The organism is Bacillus sp. JJ1122 (genome assembly GCF_036964885.1).
Taxonomy (GTDB): Bacteria; Bacillota; Bacilli; order Bacillales; family Cytobacillaceae; genus Mesobacillus.
The window spans coordinates 412,056-432,917 of record NZ_JBALQL010000006.1; the positions used below are offsets into that span (position 1 = coordinate 412,056).

Here is a 20,862-nt window from a genome sequence, read left to right on the forward strand (position 1 = left end):
ATAACATATATTAAGTAAAGAACGGTTTTCAAGCTAAACCATTAAATATGTATAAAAAAGCTGTTAACACTATCGTGCTAACAGCCAATTATAGCACATGTTTCCAGCTTCCTCAACGGCAACGGCAGTCTATGCTTAATAGTTGCGTAAGCCTATTAAATCAGCAATTTCTGCCAGTACAGCAACATTAAGTTTGGTCGCAGCCAATGCTTCTTTTGCGCTTTGTAAATGGGTTTCGAGTGCATCTTTTGCACCAGCAAGGCCAAGAAGCGCAGGATAAGTGCTCTTATGGTTTTCCGTATCGCTTCCAACTGGTTTACCAATCAATTCCTCACTGCCTTCCAGATCGAGTATGTCATCCCTGATTTGGAATGCCAGGCCAATGTGATAGGCAAACTTGGACAAGACAGCCTTTTGTTCAGCAGCAGCTCCTGCAATGTCCGCACCAGCAATGATGCTATATTCCAAAAGTCTGCCTGTCTTGTTGATATGGATATACTCTAATTGTTCAAGAGACAGTTCTTTGTCTTCCCCTTCCATATCGGCAACTTGCCCGCCTACCATTCCGATTGCACCTGCTGCCTTAGACAACCCTTTAATCAATGACAATTTCACTTTATCAGAAACGTATTCATCAGGGATATCAGCGAGCATATTGAAGCTTAATGTCAATAACGCATCACCCGCAAGAATGGCTGTTGCCTCACCAAAAACTTTATGGTTAGTAAGCTTTCCTCTTCTTAAATCATCATCGTCCATGCTTGGAAGATCATCATGGATAAGGGAATATGTATGGACCATCTCTATCGCTGCAGCTGCATCCACCCCTATTTCAGGGTTTTTGCCAAAAGCGTCAATCGCTGCGAAAAGCAAAAGGGGGCGAATTCTTTTACCTCCAGCTTCAAGGGAATAAAGCATGGATTTCTTAAGGTTTTCTGGTGCTTCAAGAGTCCCTACAGCGTCCCTTAGGTGAGCTTCAACTAAAACCTTATATTTATTTGTGAATGATTCCAGTGAAACAGGATGCAATGCTATTCCTCCTCATTTATGGAGAAACCTTCAGTCCGTCCATCTTCTGTAATGATCTCGGCAAGCTGTGTTTCTACATTCTTCAGCTTATCATGGCAAAGCTTCGAAAGCTCCATTCCTTCTTTATAAAAAGAAATCGCTTCTTCGAGAGGAACATCTCCTTCTTCCAGCTTATCCACGATGCTTTCCAATTGTTCCATAGCCTGTTCAAAGGTTAATTTTTTATCTTCTGCCATCATTAGCACTCTCCTCAATATCAGTTACGACACATTTAAAGCTGCCATCCGAAAGCTTTACATATATTTTTCGCTCCGGTTTAACCTGGGCGACTTTCTTAATTAGTTTTCCATCCTCAGTATAAGCAAGACTGTAGCCTCTATCCATGATTTTTAGCGGACTTAAAGCTTCAAGGGTTGAAATCACTCCATTGAATTCTTTTCTCTTTTCAGATACGACTGCAGCCATCGCTCTGTTTAATGCCCTTGTTACCCGCTGATGTTTATCTGCCGAGATTTTCTTCAATTCCTCAGGGTGGCTGCGAGCCAGTCTTTTCCTAAATCCAATATGTGCTTCAAGTTTAAGTGAGTAGAGTTTTTTTGCTCCACGGGTTAGGGATTCAGTCAGTTTGTCCACTTGCTCAAGCTTTTGCTCATATAACTTCCTCGGATAGCGGAACGCATAAGAACGAATCAGTCTCTGATAGCGCTCCTGCTGAAAGAAAACCTTTTCCCTCATTGCCCTGAGAAGCCTCGTTTCCCGGTTCATTACTCGTTCAAGCAGCTCCTGGATATGGGGTACTGCCAGTTCTGCAGCCCCTGTAGGCGTTGGCGCTCTCATATCGGCGACGAAGTCTGCTATTGTAAAATCTGTTTCATGCCCTACTGCTGAGATAATCGGTATTCTTGAAGCAAAAATTGCACGGGCAACAATCTCTTCATTAAAAGCCCATAATTCCTCAATTGATCCACCGCCACGGCCAATGATCAGGACATCGACATCATTTCTTTCATTAGCTTTTTGAATAGCATTTACGATTGATGGCGCCCCCTGCTCTCCTTGAACCAAGGCCGGATAAATCAGAACCTTTGTGATAGGGTATCTCCTTTTTATCGTGGTTAAAATATCTCTTATGGCAGCACCAGTTGGCGAAGTAACGATACCTACTGCTTTAGGATATTTTGGAATTGGCATCTTATATTGCGGAGAAAAAAGCCCCTCTTGCTCAAGCCTCTTCTTTAACTGTTCATAGGCAACAAATAAATCGCCTACGCCATCGGTTTTCATTTCTTTTATGTATACCTGATATTGTCCGCTTCCTTCATAGACAGAGATTTCTCCGCGAACCAATACCTTCATCCCATTTTCAGGCTTGAACTTCATGTTACGATTTGCACTGGAAAACATCACTGCAAGGATTCGTGCTTTTTCATCCTTGAGCGTGAAATACATATGCCCGCTCGAATGACGCTTAAAATTTGAAATTTCTCCTTTTATGAAAACATCCTGGAGATGCGGATCTGCATCAAATTTTCGTTTTATGTATTTGGTTAAAGCGTTGACGGTAAGATAACGCTGATTATCCATAGAAAACTCCTTTAGCTAAACATATAATACAACATGTTATATAACTGTTCAGGCCTAAATGCGACAGAATGTCTATTACTGAAAAAACTAATAAAAACTGCCCATACCTATTATAGATTTAGAATCTCGATTCGTCACTTAACAATAGCGAACTTTGAGCTCCCAACTATAACAGATATAGACAGTATCACACCTTAGATATTTGAATTTTGAAGGTTATGCAAGTGATTTTTTGCAGATTTTAATGTATTGTACATAAGCATTGTGATTGTCATTGGTCCTACGCCACCCGGTACAGGTGTGATATATCCGGCTTTCTCCTGGACCTCTGCGTAGGCCACATCACCGCAAAGCTTTCCTTGCTCATCCCGGTTCATGCCAACGTCAATTACTACTGCTCCAGGCTTTATATGATCTGCTGTGATCAAACCTGCTTTTCCAACAGCTGAAACAACTATATCAGCTTTTTTGGTATGCTCCGCAAGATCCTTCGTCTTCGAATGGCAGTATGTAACTGTCGCATTTTCCTTTAAGAACAACTGACCTGCCGGCTTACCTACAATATTGCTTCTGCCGACAATAACTACATGTTTCCCTGCAAGGTCAAGTCCTATTTCCTCCAGCATGACCATGACTCCGTATGGAGTACATGGCAAAAATGCATCCTGCCCCGTCATCATCCTGCCAATGTTAAGGGGATGGAAGCCATCTACATCTTTTTCTGGAGAAATTGCTTCAATTAGATTTGTTTCATTGATATGGGCTGGAAGCGGCAGCTGGACTAGGATACCATGAATCGCCTCATCATTGTTCAATTCATCGATTTTAGCCAATAATTCGTGCTCTGTTATCGAGGAAGGATACTCAATCAAAACATTGTGCATCCCTAATTCTTTAGCCGTTTTTTGCTTGCTGTTAACATATGTTCTTGAAGCCTGGTTATCACCAACCAGAATAACAGCCAGCCCAGGAGTGAAATCCTGTTTTTTCATTTCTGTTACCTGGTCAACGATTTCCATTTTTTTCTTTTTAGCGATTTCTTTTCCATCAATAATAATAGCAGCCATACTTTTTCTCCCCCTAATTGATCAGGAAGGGTCCAACCTGCCTTTTTAATGGTATTAGGAAATGCTCTGTTTCACCTTAGACAGAACTCCATTTACAAATCGGCTTGATTGGTCATCCCCATATAATTTAGCAATTTCGATTGCTTCATCAAGAACGACATTTACTGGCACTTCATCATTGCAGAACTTCAATTCGTATACGGAAAGGCGCAGCAGGTTGCGATCAACAGCAGCAAGTCTGTCAATCGACCATTTTTCCAAATAAACTTTGATTTCCTCATCAATTTCCTCTTGGTGCTGAAGAGTTCCGTATACAAGTTTGTCGAGGTAATCATCTCCCGCTTCTTCTTCCAATACATGCTCGATTGCGTCCGATGCTTCTACCTTGCTTATATCAATCTGGAATAAGGCCTGTAGCGCCTTTTCTCTTGCTGTTCTTCTTTTCATTCTATTCTTAGCTCCTTTATGGCTTGTCTGATTCTAACAAAATAATAGCATAACATAACTCATTGCGCATGGTTTCCTATTATTTTTCACTTTTTAGAAAAAGTTAATCAAAACAATGGAAAAATCACCATAGCGAAGCTAAGAAATCCTTACTGGTTATACCTATACTCCTGATATTTTCTCAAGTCATTTTAGTAATAACAACAATTTTTCAGGAAATAGCCTTAAATATCACTTGCCTATTTCATTATAAAAACAAAAAAACCAAAGGCACAGAAAATATGCCTTTGGTTCCGCTATTAAACTTCCTGTTCTACTTCTGGTTCTACTTTTTGGTTTTCGAATTGAATACCAACGACATGGATATTGACTTCAGTTGCGTCAAGCGCTGTCATGTTCAATAACGCCTGGCGGATGTTATCCTGGATTTTCTGAGCAACCACAGGAATGGACACACCAAATTTCATCACGCAATATACGTCGACCTTGATTCCTTCTTCAGCAAGTTCAACTTTTACGCCTTTGCCGTGATTTTTCTTTCCAAGTCTTTCAACGACGCCCGCAGCAAAACTGCCACGCATTTGCATTACGCCTTCTACTTCAGATGCAGCAATGCTTGCAATGACTTCAATGACTTCAGGTGCAATTTCTACTTTTCCTAAGCCGTTTTCATCATAACTCATCTCAAGTAAATGTTGCTGTTCACTCATGGCTAGACCTCCTATTATTCTTCTCTCATTAAATCGTGTGTTTCTAAGAATTTCGTATTGAATTGCCCTTCCACGAATTCCTCATGGTTCAGCAGCTTAAGATGGAATGGAATCGTCGTATGGATCCCTTCTACCACAAATTCGCTGAGGGCTCTCTTCATGCGGTCAATCGCTTCTTCACGGCTGCTTCCGTAAGTAATGACCTTCGCGATCATTGAATCATAGTAAGGCGGAATCGTATAGCCGGGATATGCCGCTGAATCTATTCTAACACCAAATCCGCCTGGAGGCAGGTACATTTTAATTTTGCCGGCAGAAGGCATGAAGTTTTTCGCAGGATTTTCTGCATTAATTCGGCACTCAATTGCCCAGCCGTTAAATTGCACATCTTCCTGATTGAGGTTCAGCCTTTCTCCTGATGCAATTTTAATTTGTTCCTTGATTAAATCAACACCAGTAACCATTTCTGTTACAGGGTGTTCAACCTGGATGCGGGTATTCATTTCCATGAAATAAAATTTGCGATTGCGATAATCATAAATAAATTCTACCGTGCCAGCACCAGTATAATCAACAGCTTTAGCTGCTTTTACAGCTGCTTCACCCATTTCAGCCCTGATTTCACCATCCAGAGCAGGAGAAGGTGTTTCTTCAAGCAATTTTTGCAGGCGTCTTTGGATTGAACAATCGCGTTCACCAAGATGGATGGTATTCCCGTAGTTATCTGCCAGTACCTGGATTTCTACATGTCGGAAGTCTTCGATATACTTTTCGATATAGACTCCTGGATTTCCAAACGCAGTCATTGCTTCCTGCTGGGTAATATTGATTCCCTTTATCATTTCCTGTTCCGTTCTTGCCACACGGATGCCTTTTCCGCCTCCACCGGCAGTCGCTTTGATGATAACTGGATAACCAATATCATTAGCAAGGCTGACGGCATCGTCTGTACTTTCAATGATTCCCTGTGAACCTGGTACAATCGGTACATTCGCTTCCTTCATCGTTTCCCTTGCAACATCTTTCGTCCCCATTTTCTGTATTGCTTCTGGAGTTGGACCGACGAAAATGATATTGCATTCTCTGCAAAGTTCAGCAAAATCGGCGTTTTCAGCGAGGAAACCATATCCTGGATGGATGGCATCGCAACCTGTCAATTTTGCTACGCTAATAATATTCGTGAAATTTAAATAGCTGTCCTTTGAAGCTTTAGGACCAATGCAATATGCTTCATCAGCAAGCTGCACATGAAGTGATTCTCTGTCTGCTTCCGAAAAAACTGCAACTGATTCAACCCCAAGCTCCCGGCAGGCACGGATAACGCGCACTGCAATTTCTCCTCTGTTGGCTATCAATAATTTTTTTATCATTCTTATCGCTCCTTATTCGGGCTTGACCAAGAATAAAGGCTGGCCGTATTCAACAAGCTGCCCGTCTTTTGCAAGAACTTCAACAATTTCTCCGTTTACTTCGGCTTCAATTTCATTAAACAGCTTCATAGCCTCTACGATGCACACAATGGAATCCTTGCTGACCTTTGAACCTTCTTTAACATAAGCCTCTGCATCAGGAGAGGAAGATTGATAGAAAGTCCCAACCATCGGAGAAACAATTTTATGTAAGTTTGAAGTATCCTTTGCTTCTTCCTGCTTCACTTCCTGAACAGCTGCCGGTTCAACCTTAGGCTCTTGCTTAACTAGTTCTTGTACAGCTGCAACAGGCGGGGGTGCAGGGGTTGCAACAGTCTGCATAACCTGCTCAACCATATTTTTCTCTGCTCCACGCTTCTTCATTTTTATTTTTGACCCTTCATACTCGTATGAAAACTCGTCTATGCTCGATTGATCTACCAATTTAATTAACTCTCTGATTTCTTGAACTTTTAACATTTTGGGCACCCCTTGTCCATTTCATATTTAAGACTAGATACTAATACTATACGATAATACCATGTGCAAATTCAATATGTTACGATAATCTTCTCTCTTACTTGCCTTTCTCATTCATTTTAATATTTTCTGAAAAAAAAGTGAATTCATTCGACAGGAATCGCAATATTTTTAGCGAATATTACATTTAGCTTGATTTAAAGAGGAGAAGACACTTAATGAAAAATATTGAAGAAATTAAGATAGAGGATCTGGCAAGAAAGAATTCATTGATTGTTAAAGCCACTCTGGTTTCTGTCATACTGGCAGCTGCAGTTGATACTGCAATGAAGAAAGACCTTGCTGTGATTCTTTCTATCATAGCAGGCGGGGGTGCTGGAGTAGGGATAGTGGCAACCCTTCATTCTCTCAAGAAGCTGACCACCTTCATCCCATATCTATCTATTGTTATCGTCTCTGGAGTATTATTCTTGATCATGGAGACGAGTGTTTCCCCTACTGCTTATATATTGCTGTATTTCATTCTTGCTACAGCAGCCATCTACATGGACCGGAAAATTCTTTTGCTGGGTTCAGGACTAGGATTTGCGATTATTACAATTTTCACCTATCTACACCAACATGAATTGCCGCTTGAAACTAAAAATTATGTGACGATTTACCTGTTGTATATGTTGATTACCGTCATGCTGAGCTTCCAATTTTCCATTTCCAATAAGCTTGCTGAGACAATCGTTTCTGCTCAACAAGAGTCTGAAAGCTTATTATTGAAAGATTTAGAAACAAGAAAAATCATTGAGAATAATACAAAAAGCATATCAAAACTGATTGATGATGTAAAATTAATGAGCCGTGAAAACTACGAATCTTCGATTGAGATGACACATTCAGTTACGGAAATTTCAGCGGGAATCCATATTCAATCTGATTCAATCGTCGACATAACCCAGACTCTAGAAAGTACCAACCATGACATATCTAAGACATCTACACTTGTGGAAAAGCTCCATCAGGATGCAATGTCTGCTGAGAGGGTATCTGATAAGGGCGATGAATTAATGAGGAGGCTGATTAAAGAATTGACCTCTTCATACGAAAACATGAAATCCGTGAACCAACATATCATGTCGCTTTCTTCCCTGGTGAAAGAAACATCCAGTTTTGCATCCGATATACAAGGGATTGCAGCCCAGACAAATCTACTGGCTTTAAATGCTTCCATTGAGGCAGCCCGCGCAGGAGAAAGCGGCAAAGGATTTGCAGTAGTAGCGGATGAAGTAAGAAAGCTCGCAGACATCACAAGCAGCACTGCAACCCAGATAACGGACAATTTAAAGAGCGTCATGATTGATACATCAAGGACGAAGGAAGGTGTAAACTTCACTGCTGAAAAGCTCACTCAAAACCTTGAGCTCGCAGCAGAAACAATGGAAGCCTTCGATACGATTCATCTCGTATTTAAAAATTTGAAAAGCGACATTTCGGAGCAGGATACATTCACGAGAAACATCCTTGAATCGTCCATTGCAATTGAAGGCACAATCGCGGGGTTCAGCTCAGTCATTCAGCAGGCCAGTGCCGCACTGGAGGAAATTTCATCAGCAGCACTTGTGCAAAGCAAGCATCATGAACAGCTATTTAAATCAGTAGAAGTCGCGCATGAATCATTAGATAATTTATTGAAATTGCATCAAAATTAAAGGGAAAGCAGCCGCTTTCCCTTTTTTGTGTGTATCTTATTTAGATGGTTCAAATGAAACGGCTACAGGCTGTAGAGATCCAAGTTCTGTCCTTACCATCTGGATGATTTCATTTGCTGCAGAGGCAGAGTGATCTTTTGCTTTTACTGTAATCCTGACGTTTTCGCCATCTGCACGAACCAATGCATCTTCATATCCCATAGATTTAATTAATGTTTCAAGTACTCCTTCTTTTTGTGCAATTTCATCCAGCTGGTTCATCTTTTCAACCGCATTGCTGCGCTCTTCGGCAGGAAGGTCAGTTGAAGCGACGATTGTCTGAAGGTCTTCCTTCATTTTTGTACGCTTTTCTTCAAGGTTTATACGCAAAGCTTCAAACTTTTCATCGCTGGCAATTCCTGAAATCACTGTTGATCCATCCTTCGATTCAGTTGCTGCAGTTTCTTTATTGTCTGCCTGTTTCTGTTCTACCCCAGCAAGGTCAGCACTCTTTTGCTGCTCAGGTGAAGTGATATAGTACACAGAAAGAACGACCACTAGGCTTAGCATTGTCAATAACCATACAGTTTGCTTTTTTAATAACATCTATTAATCCCCCTTAGATTTTTTTGGCATTACTGCCACGCGGTGATTTGGAACATCCAGTGCCCTTGTGACAGCCTCGATGATCCATTTTTTGATTTGTATATTTTCAGCTCCCTTTGCCACAACTAGGACACCTCTAATCTCTGGTTTCTTGGTCTCTAGGACAAGTGGAACCTCTTTTTCACCATTCCGTACCAATACAAGCTGCTCATCCTTTGAAGCTTCCTCGACTTTCCGCTTACCGCCTTCACGGTCGGTTTCGTCCGTAGTCTGAGATTGGATGGTTGTATTTTTTTCAAGAACTTTTTTATCTGTTGCATCCACGTTGACAAACACCGTTACATCTCCTACGCCATTTATTCCCTCCAGCATTTCTGTAAGCTGGGCTTCATAGGCTTCTTCATAATCGGAAATGACGTCATTTCCAGCACTTTTTTTCTGGCCGAATACTGCAGTATCTTCCTCAGGTCCAGCTTCCTTCGCTGCTGGGACAACTGCATCAGCAGGATTTTTATCTCCGAGTATATTTCCCATTAGCATGATGGCGGTACCGAAGAGGGCTACTATCATTAAGTACTGATATCTGCCTGTTTTCTTACCAGGCGGCCCATCTTTGCTCCCCAATTGCTTTTTAAGCCAAGTCAAAGGACCTTTTTCATTGTCCATGTTCGTCACTCCCCCCTTCTATCATTATTTGAATAGAGCCCTCAGGAACGTTCCATTTTTCTGACAGAAGAGAAGATATTTGATCTGTATTCTTAGAGGTTTGTTTTGATGGAAGGGGTGCGTCTGTATCAATTTCTACTTCTCTTACTACTGCCACAGTCTCTCCCTCATTTTCTGCTTTCTTCACATGTACGATGACATATTGCAGGTTTTCTGGGAAAGGCCGCTGATCCTGATCATTTACTTCAAGCTCGATATTAGCAATCTCCATTCCTTGCTGCTCCATCAACTCCTCCTCTGCGGCTGTTTTCAATTGGACAGCCATTGTTTCTAAAATATATGCATGCTGGGATGCTTGTATTTCTTTTTTCTGAAATTCTATCGAATTTTTTATATTTTCTTCTTCACCCTGACTATTTAATTGGCTAATCGAAGCGATTGCTGTTTCAAAATCAGTTGTGAAGATCTTCATAATAGGTGAAAGAATAATCGCAATCAAAATCAGGCCAGTTACGATCTTCGTGTATTTCTGGAAGCTTGAATTCGGCAGCAGCATATCCAGGACAGTTGCTAGGAGGATAAAAATGATGATATTTGTAACCCACTCTTTTAAAAAGTCCATCCTTCTCCCCCTATCTCACCATCATCGTTAAATTTCCAGCGGCGATAATGACTGTAATCGTCAGGAAAAACATCAATGAGACAATTCCCAAGGCAGCAAATACGTATATGATGCTTTTGCTGATGATATCCAGGCATGTAATGACAGGACCCCCGCCTAATGGCTGCAGAATTGCGGCTGCGAATTTATAGATGAAGGCAACCATCAAAATTTTGACTGCCGGAAACGCAGCAATTATCAATAAAATTGCCACTCCTGCCAGGCCGACTGTATTCTTCAGCAACATTGATGCACTGATGACAGTATCGGTTGCATCGGTGAAAACCCGACCGATCACAGGCACAAAATTCCCTGTAATAAATTTTGCCGTCTTTACGGTTACGCCGTCTGTCACAGCCGCAGATGCCCCTTGTACTGAAATGACCCCAAGAAACACAGTCAACAATATTCCGAGCAGACCGACACTCCAATTCCTCAGCATACTGGCAAGCTGTGTTACCTTGTAGTGCTCAGACAATATGCTGACAATGCTAAGAAGAGTCGACAGAAATAATAACGGGAGAACAACATACTGGATAAACATACCGCTCGTATTCATCATGAAAATGATAACCGGGTGGAAGAACGCAGCCGATATCAACCCTCCAGAAGTCGCCATTAATGCGAGCAAGAGGGGTATTAACGCAAGTATGAATTGAATCATCGTCCCAATTGCATCATTTGTGTAATCGACAACCACATGGAAGCTATTGAGGGCAATAATGATTAAGACCATGAACACGATTGAATAGGCGACCTTACTGATTGCGCTTTTTTCAAAGGAATTCTGCAAAGCCTGGAGAAACATACTGAAGACAGTAAGCAAAATCAGTGATCCTAAGAGTTTTCCATTCACAATGAATTCATGAAAGGCAAAATTCAGGATGCCTTTAAACCAGGCCTTCATCGAAAACTCTTTTTCTCCGCTTATGAAATCATATAAGCTGCCTTTCTGGCTTTCTGGCAAATAACCATCATATTTATCGATGATATCCTCCCAAAATCCCTTAAGCTCATCGATATTAAGATTCTCAAGCTGGGACTTTGCAATTTGATCAGGATTTATCAATAGATTCGAGTCATTTTCTTCTCCGGCAGCTTGTACAATCGGACTAAAAAAAAACAATTGAATAAGAATGATGCCTAGAATGAACTGCAGCCGATGCTTCATATTTACACCTCTTCATACAAGACTCTAAGATTAGCCCGGGATTAAGCGAATGATTGTTTCGATCATTACTGTGAGAATTGGGATTGCCATAGCAAGAATCAGGATTTTTCCTCCTAGTTCAATCTTAGAAGCGATTGCCCCCTGGCCTGCGTCTTTCGTAATTTGGGCTGCAAATTCTGCAATATATGCTATCCCAATGATTTTCAGGATGGTTTCTACGTAGACAAGATTCACACGAGCATTTGCTGCCAGCTTTTGGATCATAAATATGATTTGGTAGATTTGATCAACAAGGAAAAGAAAGATTGCAGAGCCTGTAAAAACGATCAATAAAAATGCAAAGTTAGGCTTTTGCTCTTTCACAATCAGCGCAAGAAAGGTTGCAATCAGCGCTACACCAACTATTTGAAGGATTTCAATGGCAAAGCCCTCCCTTACCCTTGAAATAGGAAAACAGATTTAATTTTTTGGAAGAGATCATCAACAATTGAAGCGACCATGAAAAGTATATAGATGAATCCGAACAATGTTACCCATTGTGCATATTCCTTTTTTCCTACCTGGTCGAGGATTGTGTGCAAAAATGCAACGACGATACCAACACCTGCGATTTTAAAGATAATATCCACTTCTAGACCCATCTTGTCCTCCTCCTAAAAGCTACATCAATAAAATGATTAGTAATAAGCCAGATAGAAACCCGATGCTTTTCACCATTTTTTCGTATTTCATCTGTCTTTCGCAGGCATCTGTTTCTTCTCTTTCCAGATGTGAAATCGTAAGCAAAATTTGTTTTTGCTGAGAATGCCTGTCATGTCTTCCAAGTGTCTCGCCGAATTGTTTCATGATCTCAAATTCGCCCTGTTTAAAGGCGGTTAATTTCCAGACCTCGGATAAACTTTCTTCCCATGCAGACTTTACAGTCGTTTCGGATTCAGTCAATTTTTTTGAAAAGGCTTCAAAAAACCAGGACAAAGGCTTTGAAAGCTGTGCTGCAAGTTTCCTTGATGCTTCGTGCAGAGGAGTGTGCCCATACATGATTTCTGCTTCCAGCGACTGCAGCGCCGACTTCAATAGCCTTAGCTGCCTCGGTCGTTCACTTAAATGTCTGGATGCCTCAAAACCTGTCCAAGTCGTGGCTAGGATAATCATCACAGCACCAATTATTTTCACCATTTATGTCACTCTCACTTTTTGCAGGATTTCTTTGCCATTAGCGTCTTTTATCGAAGTAATGGTACCTGGCCCGGAAACCCTATTTAGCTCAACAAATCGATCAAAAATGCCCATCTCCAGAATTGGTTTCAATGTGGGACGCTTTTGAATATCCTGAAGGGAATCGCCGTGGGTTGTCATGATCAGCTTGATCCCTGCATTCACCGCCTCGAGAATCGCATCTCCATCTTCCCTTCGGCCTATCTCATCCACAACCAGGACGTCTGGGCTCATTGATCGGATCATCATCATCATTCCTTCGGCTTTAGGGCAAGAATCGAGAATATCTACCCTGGGCCCAAAGGTGAGCTGTGGGACTCCTTTTACACAACCGGCTATTTCCGACCTTTCATCGACAATGCCTGCTTTAAGCGGAGGCAGCTTCTTTTGCTGCACCCCACTGGAAATCAGCCTTGCGATATCCCTCAGCAATGTTGTCTTCCCAGTCTGAGGCGGGCCGATAATCATCGTATGCTTCCAGCCATTTTGATATAAAAAGGGCAAGAGCGGTTCAGCTATCCCGATTTTTTCCCTGGCGATCCTAAAATTAAATGAAGAAATATCCCTGATGGCTTTTACAGAGCCATTTTCAAGGATCACTTTGCCGGCCAGCCCCACTCTATGGCCGCCTGCGATCGTGATATACCCCCGTTTCAGTTCTTCTTCCAACGTATACATAGAAAAATGTCCAAGCTTGTTCAAGAGCTGGACAGCATCCTCGGGGGGAATGATATAAGGCAAGAATTGCGGTTTGCCTCTTACCGTTATTTCCAGCGGACGGTTGATCCTGATCCGCACTTCTTCCATCCCGTCTTTGTCATTAGGAGGCACTGTATCCAGCAATTCAGCAATCCGTTTCGGCAAAAAAGAGAAGATATCGTCCATAATTGATCCTCCTGACATACACTTAATTAATATGTATGCCTGCTTGGCCACTTTATGACCGCTAGATTATTGATTATTGCAGGAGTAATCAGAAAGCGATTAGTAAAAAATAACCTTCATGAAAGGAGTTGAAAACCATGAATGAAGATCATCAAAAATTCCAGAAGGTTCAAAGGGATGATCGTGCAACATACCTTGGAGGTACAAGAAGCCTGAAGGAATCTCCTATGACTGACCCGAAGTACAACAACAAAAACGATACGGATAACGCACCTGGAGCCGGCGAGTAACAGAAATGCATTGTTAATCTTCGAGCATTCCTATTGTCCTCTTGTGATGGAAGTTAAGAAGCAATCATAAGAATAGGAGAAGAGGAAAAAGCTTGGAGGGATAAAAATGGCTCAAGGAATATATTCTGGGTTAAGGGGAGCAGAGAATGGCAGAAGGATCACAGTAAACGGTGAAGGCTCAGTCATGGCAAGCCCAAATAAGGCAACTGCAACACTTGGAGTTCGGACAGAAAATCCAAATCTCCAAAAGGCACAGGCGGACAATGCTAAAATTGCTCAAGATATTGTTACTGCCCTTGTTAGTCTAGAAATTCCAAAAGACGATATTAAAACCGCAGATTATAGAATTGATCCTATTTATACGTATGAAGACGGCAAACAGCTATTCCAGGGATACCGGGTTACACATCTATACACAATAACAATACGCAACGCTGAGCAAGTCGGTGTGGTAATCGACACGGCTGTTAAAAATGGTGCAAATGAGGTAATGAATATCCAATTTACTGTTGCTGACCCACAGGCATATTATAATCATGCTCTTTCCCTTGCCGTTATTGATTCTTATAAAAAGGCTCAAACCATTGCGAGAACGTTTGGCATCACCAACCAGCCGCAATTTTTATCCATTACAGAAGAATCCCAAAAAGCAGTACCTGGTCCTTACCTCGTTGCATCATTCGAAAAGAGCTCAGGCAGCGGAACACCAATTGAACCAGGAAAACTGGAGATTAAAGCAACCCTAAAAGCCACTTATTCTATTGTTTAGCATTAAATAAAGCCGGGCGCAGCCTGGCTTTTTCTATTTTGCTTTGCTTAATCCAACTGGTAATTTGCGTTCATGGCACTCCGCTTTCAATCATCTGCCCGGACAGACTAAAAAAAATCGCAATTAACACAATTTGTTTGTACACTTCTAACTGACTATGAGGTAAAATACCCTTATGTGTATTACAAGGAGCGATATTAATGAAAATGATCTTAGCAGCAATAACTTTTCTATTGTTAATTACAGGCTGTTCCTCTGGTTCTTATAAAGATGTTACAGTGGATGAAGCGAAGGAAATGATCGACTCGGGCAAAGTGAAAGTCCTCGATGTCCGAACTCCAGAAGAGTTTGCCGCAGGCCATATTCCTGGGGCGAAACTAGTGCCTTTGCAGGTGCTTGAAGGAATGCTTTCCGAGCTTGATAAAGAACAAAAATATGTTGTTGCATGCCAGAGCGGAAACCGTTCGACAAAAGCAAGCGGAGTACTGACTGAGAATGGATTCAAGAATATATACAACATGAGCGGCGGAATGAATGAGTGGAAATATGATATTGAGCAATAACCTGGCAAGCATCTCAAATTATGAGATGCTTTTTCTTATACCAAGACTTCCTCGAAAAGTACCCCCAATACCTTTAACATAGGCAAATACTCGTCTTGTCTGAAAGCAGCAATCAACCCTAAAACAGCTTATACCAAACAAAAAAACCTGCCAAAAGGCAGGTTTTAATATTAAGCACGTGATACATAAGATGCATCAGTTGTGTTGATGATCAGTCTGTCACCTTGGTTGATGAAGAAAGGAACTTGAACAGAAAGACCAGTTTCCATTATGGCAGGCTTTGTTCCGCCAGAAGCAGTATCACCTTTAATTCCCGGTTCTGTTTCAGTTACTTCTAGCTCAACAGTGTTTGGAAGTTCTACCCCAAGAGTTTCGTGGCCGAATGTCATAATGTGTACTTCCATGTTTTCCTTAAGGAATTTCAATTCATATTCGATAGAATTCCCTGGTAATTCAATCTGCTCATAAGACTCATTATCCATGAATACATGCTGGTCTCCGCTAGCATATAAATATTGCATTTTACGGTTTTCAATCTGCGCTTTTGCTACTTTTTCACCAGCGCGGAAAGTTTTTTCCTGGATTGCTCCAGTACGAAGGTTACGAAGCTTTGAGCGTACAAATGCTGCACCTTTTCCTGGCTTTACGTGTTGGAAATCAAGTACACGCCAAATACCATTATCCACTTCGATTGTTAAACCAGTACGAAAATCGTTAACTGAAATCATTGTTTGTCCTCCTAATGTCCTCTTAAAGTATGATGAGTTCTTTTGTAGAATGTGTCAGGGACTCATTATGGTCTAATGTAATCACGGTATCGTCTTCAATTCTTACTCCGCCAAGGCCAGCGATATAGATTCCCGGCTCAACTGTCACAACCATGCCTGGTTCAAGTATTGTTTCAGATCTGTACGAAAGTCCAGGACCTTCATGTACTTCAAGACCGATGCCATGTCCAGTTGAATGTCCGAAGTATTCTCCATATCCTTTTTCTGTGATGAAATTCCTAGTCAGCGCGTCAGCTTCTTTGCCTATCATTCCAGGCTTGATCCCTGCCATTCCTCGAAGCTGTGCTTCAAGAACGATGTCATAGATTTCCTTCAGTTTGTCTGCTGGCTTGCCCACTGAAACTGTACGCGTAATATCAGAAACATAACCTTTATAATAAGCACCATAATCAAGGGTAACAAAGTCGCCCGCTTCAATCACCTTTTCACTTGCCACACCGTGTGGCAGGGCAGAACGGTAGCCTGATGCAACGATAATATCAAACGAAGAAGAAGTAGCTCCCTGCTTTCTCATGAAGAATTCTAGTTCATTCGATACCTCCAGCTCTGTTCTCCCTGGACGGATAAACTCAAGTATATGTGTAAATGCAGCATCTGCAATGGCTGCTGCTTCCTTTAATATCTTAATCTCTGAATCGGTCTTAATCAAGCGTAACTTTTCAATTTCTCCCGATACAGGGACAAGCTCAGCTTCAATTGCCTTTTCGTAGGTTTTGAACGCTGAATATGTAACATGATCTTCTTCAAATCCCAGTTTCTTAATACCAAGGTTTTTCGCCTGGGCCGCAACTTCATCCTGGATGAGTCCTTTATGAAGGACAACATCGTAGCCTTCGCATTGCTTGGCTGCTTGCTCTGTATAACGGAAATCAGTAATGAATAATGCTTTTTCATTAGTGATTAACACCATTCCAGCTGAACCAGTGAATCCAGTCATGTAACGGCGATTAAATTCGCTTGTTACCAGCATTCCATCTATACCGAGTGTTTCAAAGGTTGCGCGCAATTGTTGTATTTTTTCCATAATCTTATTCCTCCCCTTATTCTTCCCTTTTAAATGCTTCTAGCGCCAATTCGTAGCCAATCAGGCCAAGACCGGCAATTTGTCCTTTTGAAACAGGAGCTATGACAGATTTATGCCTGAACGCTTCTCTTTCATAAACATTTGAAATATGTACTTCGATAACGGGACAATTTATTCCTGCTATCGCATCCCTAATGGCATAACTATAATGCGTAAATGCCCCAGGATTGAAAATGATGCCATCAAAACCCGTGTCTTCGGCTTCATGAAGTTTGTCGATCAATTCTCCTTCATGATTGGATTGATAACAAATAACTTCCAGCTGTGATTCTGCACCCAGCTCAATAATTCTGTTCTCCAAATCCTTCAGCGTCTTGCTGCCGTATATTGCCGGTTCCCTTTTTCCCAGACGGTTTAAATTGGGACCATTAAGCAAAAGTATTTTTCTCATACACAGCTCCCGTAAAAAAAGAATGTTCATTAAGAACATTCTAACATAACTAAATTCGTGAAAACTACTTAGACATGCTTAAGAAGTAACCTCTTTATGTTTTTTCTCTCGGCTGCGGACTTCCTGTTCCTCATAGGAAATCGAATAGCCAACAAAGACACCAAAGAGGATATAAAAACATGCTGAGGTAATTAAGGTGTTCTTTGAGAGGTCCCAGAACGGCTTAATCCCTGGGAAAATAGGATTCAAAACATAAAATACAAGCAAAAATAACACTAGTCCATAAGCGGCACCTGCCCATATAGATTTAATTTTTCTCATTGCTGCATAATAAACAAGTGCGGCACCGATTGAAAAAAGACCGATTGCAATGATTGAAATCACTGTACCTAGCCACTGCTCTTTCCATTTCCCTAATGCCCATGGCTCGAGAATGACATTTGGACGTATATCCGTAAAATTGAAAATATAGGCTAAGTATGCCAGGGCACTCCAGAATATACCGCCACATAATCCAGTGATAATCGTCATCGTGAGGAAAGACATAGGTTTTTCCCGCTGATTTTGTTCAAGGTTTTCATGATTTTCTGCCATTAGTTGCACCTCCGTTTATAGTATGTCCCGGAGCAGAAAATCAATTGCATGAACTGTATAAAAATGTTGCGATGAGCTCAGAAAGCATATAGTGGTTTAGGGTTTTTTTTAGTAAAATAAAGTTAAGGTATATAAAAACCCTTTGCTGATTTTTTTAAGATATCGTCCTTTACTATAGTGATAAGCTTTTTTAGTCATTTATTTGCTTGAAACAAATTATAACTTTCAATCTCTCGTTTAAAGCGCTTCTAAAAAAGGAAAAAGAAGCAGGAGAATAGTATAAAACCGAAGAAATTGTATAAAGTAAGCGTTAGCTAGTTTAAAAGACTAAAAAAATGCTCATGATGCTTTTAGGGAGGTGGCTTACTTTGAATAATCGAACTTCTAAGTATTTGGTTACAGGACTCATTGTCCTTTCAATTATCGGAATAGTATCGAAATTGATAAGCGATCCTGTTGGTGTTATTAAAACCCTTGCTGTTGTCGCATTAGTCGGTGCAGTGATTTATTATCTAGTAAGACGTTTTTCTGGAACCAGCCCTGGAAAGCAGCAACAGAGAGCATTTTTAAAAGCAGCAAAGCGGTCCAAGAAACGGTTCCAGACAAAAGAAACAAGTTCTTCATCTAAGCGCTCTAAAATTAGGTCCCTGGCATCTGCACGGAACAAGAAAAAGGATGCATCCCATTTAACTGTCATAGACGGTAAAAAAAGCAAGAAAAAAAATCGGGCTTCGTTTTAGCCCGATTTTTTTAATAGCACCAGGATTTAAAAAATTTATCAGCGTTCAATTTACCTAGTTCGATCAGTTCTAATTTTTTTTCATCAGTCAGCTGAAATTCAGTCGTCAATGATCCTTCAGTAGGAATGAAAATAATATTTTTTGCATGCTTTCGCGAAATATATCTGGAATCATGCGCATCCTTCATCGTTTCAAATAAGGCATCGAACATTTGAAGGGCATTTTTGATTTTGTTTGTTGGCTGCTGCGTTATATGAGGGCTGAGCTTAACTCCGAGTACCGGGCGTACTTTTTTTACATTATCCTTATCAAATAGCCACATCGGAAAATTGCTCAATACACCACCATCCACAACGATATTCGTACTGATTCGATCCCTTAGTTTTACAGGTTCAAAAAAGAATGGCAGACTGCAGCTCATTCTTATTGCCCTTGCTACAGGAAAAGTTCTTGGGTCGATACCGTACTTTGGAAGATCATCAGGGAGAATCAATAATCTCCCATTCGTTAAATCTGAAGCGATGATTCTAAGTGCATCCGGAGCCAAATCACCGAATGTCCGCAACCCTCTCGCGGCAAGTGTTTCTGCTATCCAGCATTCCAGTTCATCTCCTTTGTACAATCCCATACGCCAATATACAAACAGCCATTTCGTCAGTGCTGAAGGGATAATCGTTTTTCTTGAGTCAAGAAATTTCCTCAGGTTCAGCTCACCAACCAGGCTTGCCATTTCTGTACTCGTATACCCGGCAGCAAGCAATCCCGCCACCAATGATCCAGCACTTGTTCCAGCTACCCGTTTAAAACTGAACCCTCGCTCCTCAACTGCTGCACAGGCACCGATCAACGCAAATCCTTTGATTCCTCCGCCGGAAAAAACGCCGTCTATATACATATGAGCCACTCCCGTCGATGTAATCCCATTGTTACATCTTTAAGCGCACATTTTGTAAAATAGTACGGCGTACAAGTTAAAAATTTTTATATTACGTGAAGTATTGAATCTCTGCTTCCGGGAAGAACGAATGAATATAACCGCGAATCGTGTTTTCAAGCTCCTGGGCTTCATCTGTCTGATATACATATTTCCCTATTCCGTAGCGTCCCCATTTGTACTTTCGTTTTTCTTCATCCATTTCCAGCTTTGATTTTGGGTAACGTTTTTGTATCACATTTTTAGCTGGTTTTGTGAAACGGTGCTGGATCAGTTCAAAGCTCAAGCCTGAGAGGTCGACACCTTCGAGTGAATGACTAAGTCTTTCAAACAATTCATGGTATCCTTCTCTCCAACCTTCATGGATATAAATCGGCGCAACGATAAAGCCTAGCGGATAGCCGGCTCCGGCTACCTTCCTGGCTGCCTCCAGCCTTTCGTCGAAGGAAGATGTGCCAGGCTCAAAGTTCTTGATGACATAGCGGGCGTTTACACTAAAACGGAATCGCGTTTTACCATTATGCTTGGCATCCAATAAATGATCGACATGATGGTATTTAGTGACGAAGCGCAATTGACCGTATTCTGTTTGACCGATGAATTCAATTGTCTTCTTCAAGGCATGAGTCAAATGGTCAATACCGACAATATCGGATGTACAAGCCGCTTCGAACCGTGTTATTTCAGGCTTTCTTTCATCCATATATTTTTGCGCCTGTTCAAAAATTTCATCGAGATTGACATATGTACGAATGTACGGCTTACTTCCAAGTGTTGTCTGAAGATAACAATAATGGCAATGCCCCATACAGCCGGTGGCAAGCGGTATCGCGTATTCAGCTGATGGTTTTGATGTATCGAATTTCAGCGTCCTGCGCACACCTACTACAAGAGTTGATTTCGCATTACGATACTGCTGTAATTCGTTATCACCTGGTATACCCCGGACCTGATTATGGGATGTAGTTTCCCTGATTTCGAGACCCATTTTCTCAAATTTCTCTTTCAGTTCCCTGCCTAGCGGATGTTCAAGTGCTTGTGGCTCGATATAAACCAATTGAGGTACAAAGGGTTTCATTTAAATTCCTCATTTCATTCCA

The 20,862-nt window shown here is 41.3% G+C and carries 27 protein-coding genes; 5 read left to right on the forward strand and 22 right to left on the reverse strand.

Translation table 11 applies throughout. The features are described 5' to 3' along the window. Window positions 1-135: 135 nt before the first annotated feature. The 8 genes from V7201_RS05795 to accB all read right to left on the reverse strand — a co-directional run bounded on the left by V7201_RS05795 (window position 136) and on the right by accB (window position 6,726). Window positions 136-1,029: a polyprenyl synthetase family protein gene (locus tag V7201_RS05795; RefSeq protein ID WP_335375830.1), complete on the reverse strand. Its 894-nt coding sequence runs from the start codon at window positions 1,027-1,029 to the stop codon at window positions 136-138. Between the two features lie 2 nt (window positions 1,030-1,031). Then, the gene (locus V7201_RS05800) at window positions 1,032-1,265 is read right to left on the reverse strand and encodes an exodeoxyribonuclease VII small subunit (RefSeq protein ID WP_335375879.1); all 234 of its coding nucleotides are present in this window, start codon (window positions 1,263-1,265) and stop codon (window positions 1,032-1,034) included. Next, complete coding sequence (gene xseA / locus V7201_RS05805; RefSeq protein ID WP_335375831.1) at window positions 1,252-2,613, reverse strand: exodeoxyribonuclease VII large subunit; 1,362 nt, start codon at window positions 2,611-2,613, stop codon at window positions 1,252-1,254. Before xseA ends, V7201_RS05800 begins: the two co-directional genes overlap by 14 nt. 194 nt (window positions 2,614-2,807) lie before the next feature. Next, a complete protein-coding gene (gene folD / locus V7201_RS05810; RefSeq protein WP_335375832.1) occupies window positions 2,808-3,680 on the reverse strand; it encodes a bifunctional methylenetetrahydrofolate dehydrogenase/methenyltetrahydrofolate cyclohydrolase FolD in 873 nt (290 codons plus the stop codon). A 54-nt stretch (window positions 3,681-3,734) separates the two neighbouring features. Beyond that, window positions 3,735-4,127, reverse strand: coding sequence for a transcription antitermination factor NusB (gene nusB, locus V7201_RS05815; protein ID WP_335375833.1), 393 nt, complete (start codon window positions 4,125-4,127; stop codon window positions 3,735-3,737). Between the two features lie 299 nt (window positions 4,128-4,426). Then, complete coding sequence (locus tag V7201_RS05820) at window positions 4,427-4,837, reverse strand: Asp23/Gls24 family envelope stress response protein (protein ID WP_335375834.1); 411 nt, start codon at window positions 4,835-4,837, stop codon at window positions 4,427-4,429. Between the two features lie 14 nt (window positions 4,838-4,851). Beyond that, the gene (gene accC, locus V7201_RS05825; protein ID WP_335375835.1) at window positions 4,852-6,207 is read right to left on the reverse strand and encodes an acetyl-CoA carboxylase biotin carboxylase subunit; all 1,356 of its coding nucleotides are present in this window, start codon (window positions 6,205-6,207) and stop codon (window positions 4,852-4,854) included. 12 nt (window positions 6,208-6,219) lie between these two features. Then, complete coding sequence (accB, locus tag V7201_RS05830) at window positions 6,220-6,726, reverse strand: acetyl-CoA carboxylase biotin carboxyl carrier protein (RefSeq protein ID WP_335375836.1); 507 nt, start codon at window positions 6,724-6,726, stop codon at window positions 6,220-6,222. A 1,100-nt stretch (window positions 6,727-7,826) separates the two neighbouring features. Between accB and V7201_RS23165 the strand changes: the two genes are divergently transcribed. After that, window positions 7,827-8,426 (forward strand): methyl-accepting chemotaxis protein, encoded by a 600-nt coding sequence (locus V7201_RS23165; RefSeq protein WP_438825018.1) that lies wholly within the window; start codon window positions 7,827-7,829, stop codon window positions 8,424-8,426. A 36-nt stretch (window positions 8,427-8,462) separates the two neighbouring features. Here V7201_RS23165 and V7201_RS05840 read toward each other — a convergent pair whose 3' ends face one another. Genes V7201_RS05840 through spoIIIAA form a run of 8 tightly spaced genes read right to left on the reverse strand, consistent with a single transcriptional unit; the run spans window position 8,463 to window position 13,609 of the window. Next, complete coding sequence (locus V7201_RS05840; protein WP_335375838.1) at window positions 8,463-9,011, reverse strand: SpoIIIAH-like family protein; 549 nt, start codon at window positions 9,009-9,011, stop codon at window positions 8,463-8,465. 3 nt (window positions 9,012-9,014) lie between these two features. Next, window positions 9,015-9,677 carry a stage III sporulation protein AG gene (gene spoIIIAG / locus V7201_RS05845; RefSeq protein WP_335375839.1) on the reverse strand — a complete coding sequence of 221 codons (663 nt, stop codon included), beginning with the start codon at window positions 9,675-9,677 and terminating at the stop codon, window positions 9,015-9,017. Further along, a complete protein-coding gene (gene spoIIIAF, locus V7201_RS05850) occupies window positions 9,667-10,299 on the reverse strand; it encodes a stage III sporulation protein AF (protein WP_335375840.1) in 633 nt (210 codons plus the stop codon). Before spoIIIAF ends, spoIIIAG begins: the two co-directional genes overlap by 11 nt. 10 nt (window positions 10,300-10,309) lie before the next feature. Continuing rightward, the gene (gene spoIIIAE / locus V7201_RS05855; protein ID WP_335375841.1) at window positions 10,310-11,509 is read right to left on the reverse strand and encodes a stage III sporulation protein AE; all 1,200 of its coding nucleotides are present in this window, start codon (window positions 11,507-11,509) and stop codon (window positions 10,310-10,312) included. Window positions 11,510-11,539: 30 nt separating this feature from the next. Continuing rightward, a complete protein-coding gene (gene spoIIIAD / locus V7201_RS05860; RefSeq protein ID WP_335375880.1) occupies window positions 11,540-11,929 on the reverse strand; it encodes a stage III sporulation protein AD in 390 nt (129 codons plus the stop codon). A 14-nt stretch (window positions 11,930-11,943) separates the two neighbouring features. After that, window positions 11,944-12,150: a stage III sporulation protein AC gene (gene spoIIIAC, locus V7201_RS05865; RefSeq protein ID WP_009794945.1), complete on the reverse strand. Its 207-nt coding sequence runs from the start codon at window positions 12,148-12,150 to the stop codon at window positions 11,944-11,946. 19 nt (window positions 12,151-12,169) lie between these two features. Next, the gene (gene spoIIIAB / locus V7201_RS05870; protein ID WP_335375842.1) at window positions 12,170-12,685 is read right to left on the reverse strand and encodes a stage III sporulation protein SpoIIIAB; all 516 of its coding nucleotides are present in this window, start codon (window positions 12,683-12,685) and stop codon (window positions 12,170-12,172) included. Further along, on the reverse strand, window positions 12,686-13,609 hold the full coding sequence (gene spoIIIAA / locus V7201_RS05875; RefSeq protein WP_335375843.1) for a stage III sporulation protein AA: 924 nt from the start codon (window positions 13,607-13,609) through the stop codon (window positions 12,686-12,688). 137 nt (window positions 13,610-13,746) lie between these two features. Here spoIIIAA and V7201_RS05880 point away from each other — a divergent pair, with 137 nt between their 5' ends. From V7201_RS05880 to V7201_RS05890, 3 genes are all read left to right on the forward strand, one after another. Next, window positions 13,747-13,899 carry a hypothetical protein gene (locus tag V7201_RS05880; RefSeq protein WP_335375844.1) on the forward strand — a complete coding sequence of 51 codons (153 nt, stop codon included), beginning with the start codon at window positions 13,747-13,749 and terminating at the stop codon, window positions 13,897-13,899. Window positions 13,900-14,005: 106 nt separating this feature from the next. Further along, window positions 14,006-14,668, forward strand: a complete 663-nt coding sequence (locus V7201_RS05885) for an SIMPL domain-containing protein (RefSeq protein WP_335375845.1) — start codon at window positions 14,006-14,008, stop codon at window positions 14,666-14,668. A gap of 200 nt (window positions 14,669-14,868) precedes the next feature. Next, window positions 14,869-15,231, forward strand: a complete 363-nt coding sequence (locus V7201_RS05890) for a rhodanese-like domain-containing protein (protein WP_335375846.1) — start codon at window positions 14,869-14,871, stop codon at window positions 15,229-15,231. Window positions 15,232-15,401: 170 nt separating this feature from the next. Here the strand turns inward: V7201_RS05890 and efp are convergent, their stop codons facing one another. The 4 genes from efp to V7201_RS05910 all read right to left on the reverse strand — a co-directional run bounded on the left by efp (window position 15,402) and on the right by V7201_RS05910 (window position 18,088). Next, complete coding sequence (gene efp, locus V7201_RS05895) at window positions 15,402-15,959, reverse strand: elongation factor P (RefSeq protein WP_335375847.1); 558 nt, start codon at window positions 15,957-15,959, stop codon at window positions 15,402-15,404. Between the two features lie 22 nt (window positions 15,960-15,981). After that, window positions 15,982-17,043 carry a M24 family metallopeptidase gene (locus V7201_RS05900; RefSeq protein WP_335375848.1) on the reverse strand — a complete coding sequence of 354 codons (1,062 nt, stop codon included), beginning with the start codon at window positions 17,041-17,043 and terminating at the stop codon, window positions 15,982-15,984. Between the two features lie 16 nt (window positions 17,044-17,059). Further along, window positions 17,060-17,494: a type II 3-dehydroquinate dehydratase gene (gene aroQ, locus V7201_RS05905; RefSeq protein ID WP_335375849.1), complete on the reverse strand. Its 435-nt coding sequence runs from the start codon at window positions 17,492-17,494 to the stop codon at window positions 17,060-17,062. Window positions 17,495-17,572: 78 nt separating this feature from the next. Then, complete coding sequence (locus V7201_RS05910; RefSeq protein WP_335375850.1) at window positions 17,573-18,088, reverse strand: YqhR family membrane protein; 516 nt, start codon at window positions 18,086-18,088, stop codon at window positions 17,573-17,575. A gap of 368 nt (window positions 18,089-18,456) precedes the next feature. Between V7201_RS05910 and V7201_RS05915 the strand changes: the two genes are divergently transcribed. Continuing rightward, on the forward strand, window positions 18,457-18,828 hold the full coding sequence (locus V7201_RS05915; RefSeq protein ID WP_335375851.1) for an SA1362 family protein: 372 nt from the start codon (window positions 18,457-18,459) through the stop codon (window positions 18,826-18,828). Between the two features lie 10 nt (window positions 18,829-18,838). On the opposite strand, the gene V7201_RS05920 is transcribed toward V7201_RS05915, so the two are convergent. Both V7201_RS05920 and splB read right to left on the reverse strand, forming a co-directional pair. Then, window positions 18,839-19,723, reverse strand: a complete 885-nt coding sequence (locus tag V7201_RS05920) for a patatin-like phospholipase family protein (RefSeq protein WP_335375852.1) — start codon at window positions 19,721-19,723, stop codon at window positions 18,839-18,841. Between the two features lie 91 nt (window positions 19,724-19,814). Further along, window positions 19,815-20,840 carry a spore photoproduct lyase gene (gene splB, locus V7201_RS05925; RefSeq protein ID WP_335375853.1) on the reverse strand — a complete coding sequence of 342 codons (1,026 nt, stop codon included), beginning with the start codon at window positions 20,838-20,840 and terminating at the stop codon, window positions 19,815-19,817. Window positions 20,841-20,862 lie beyond the last annotated feature (22 nt).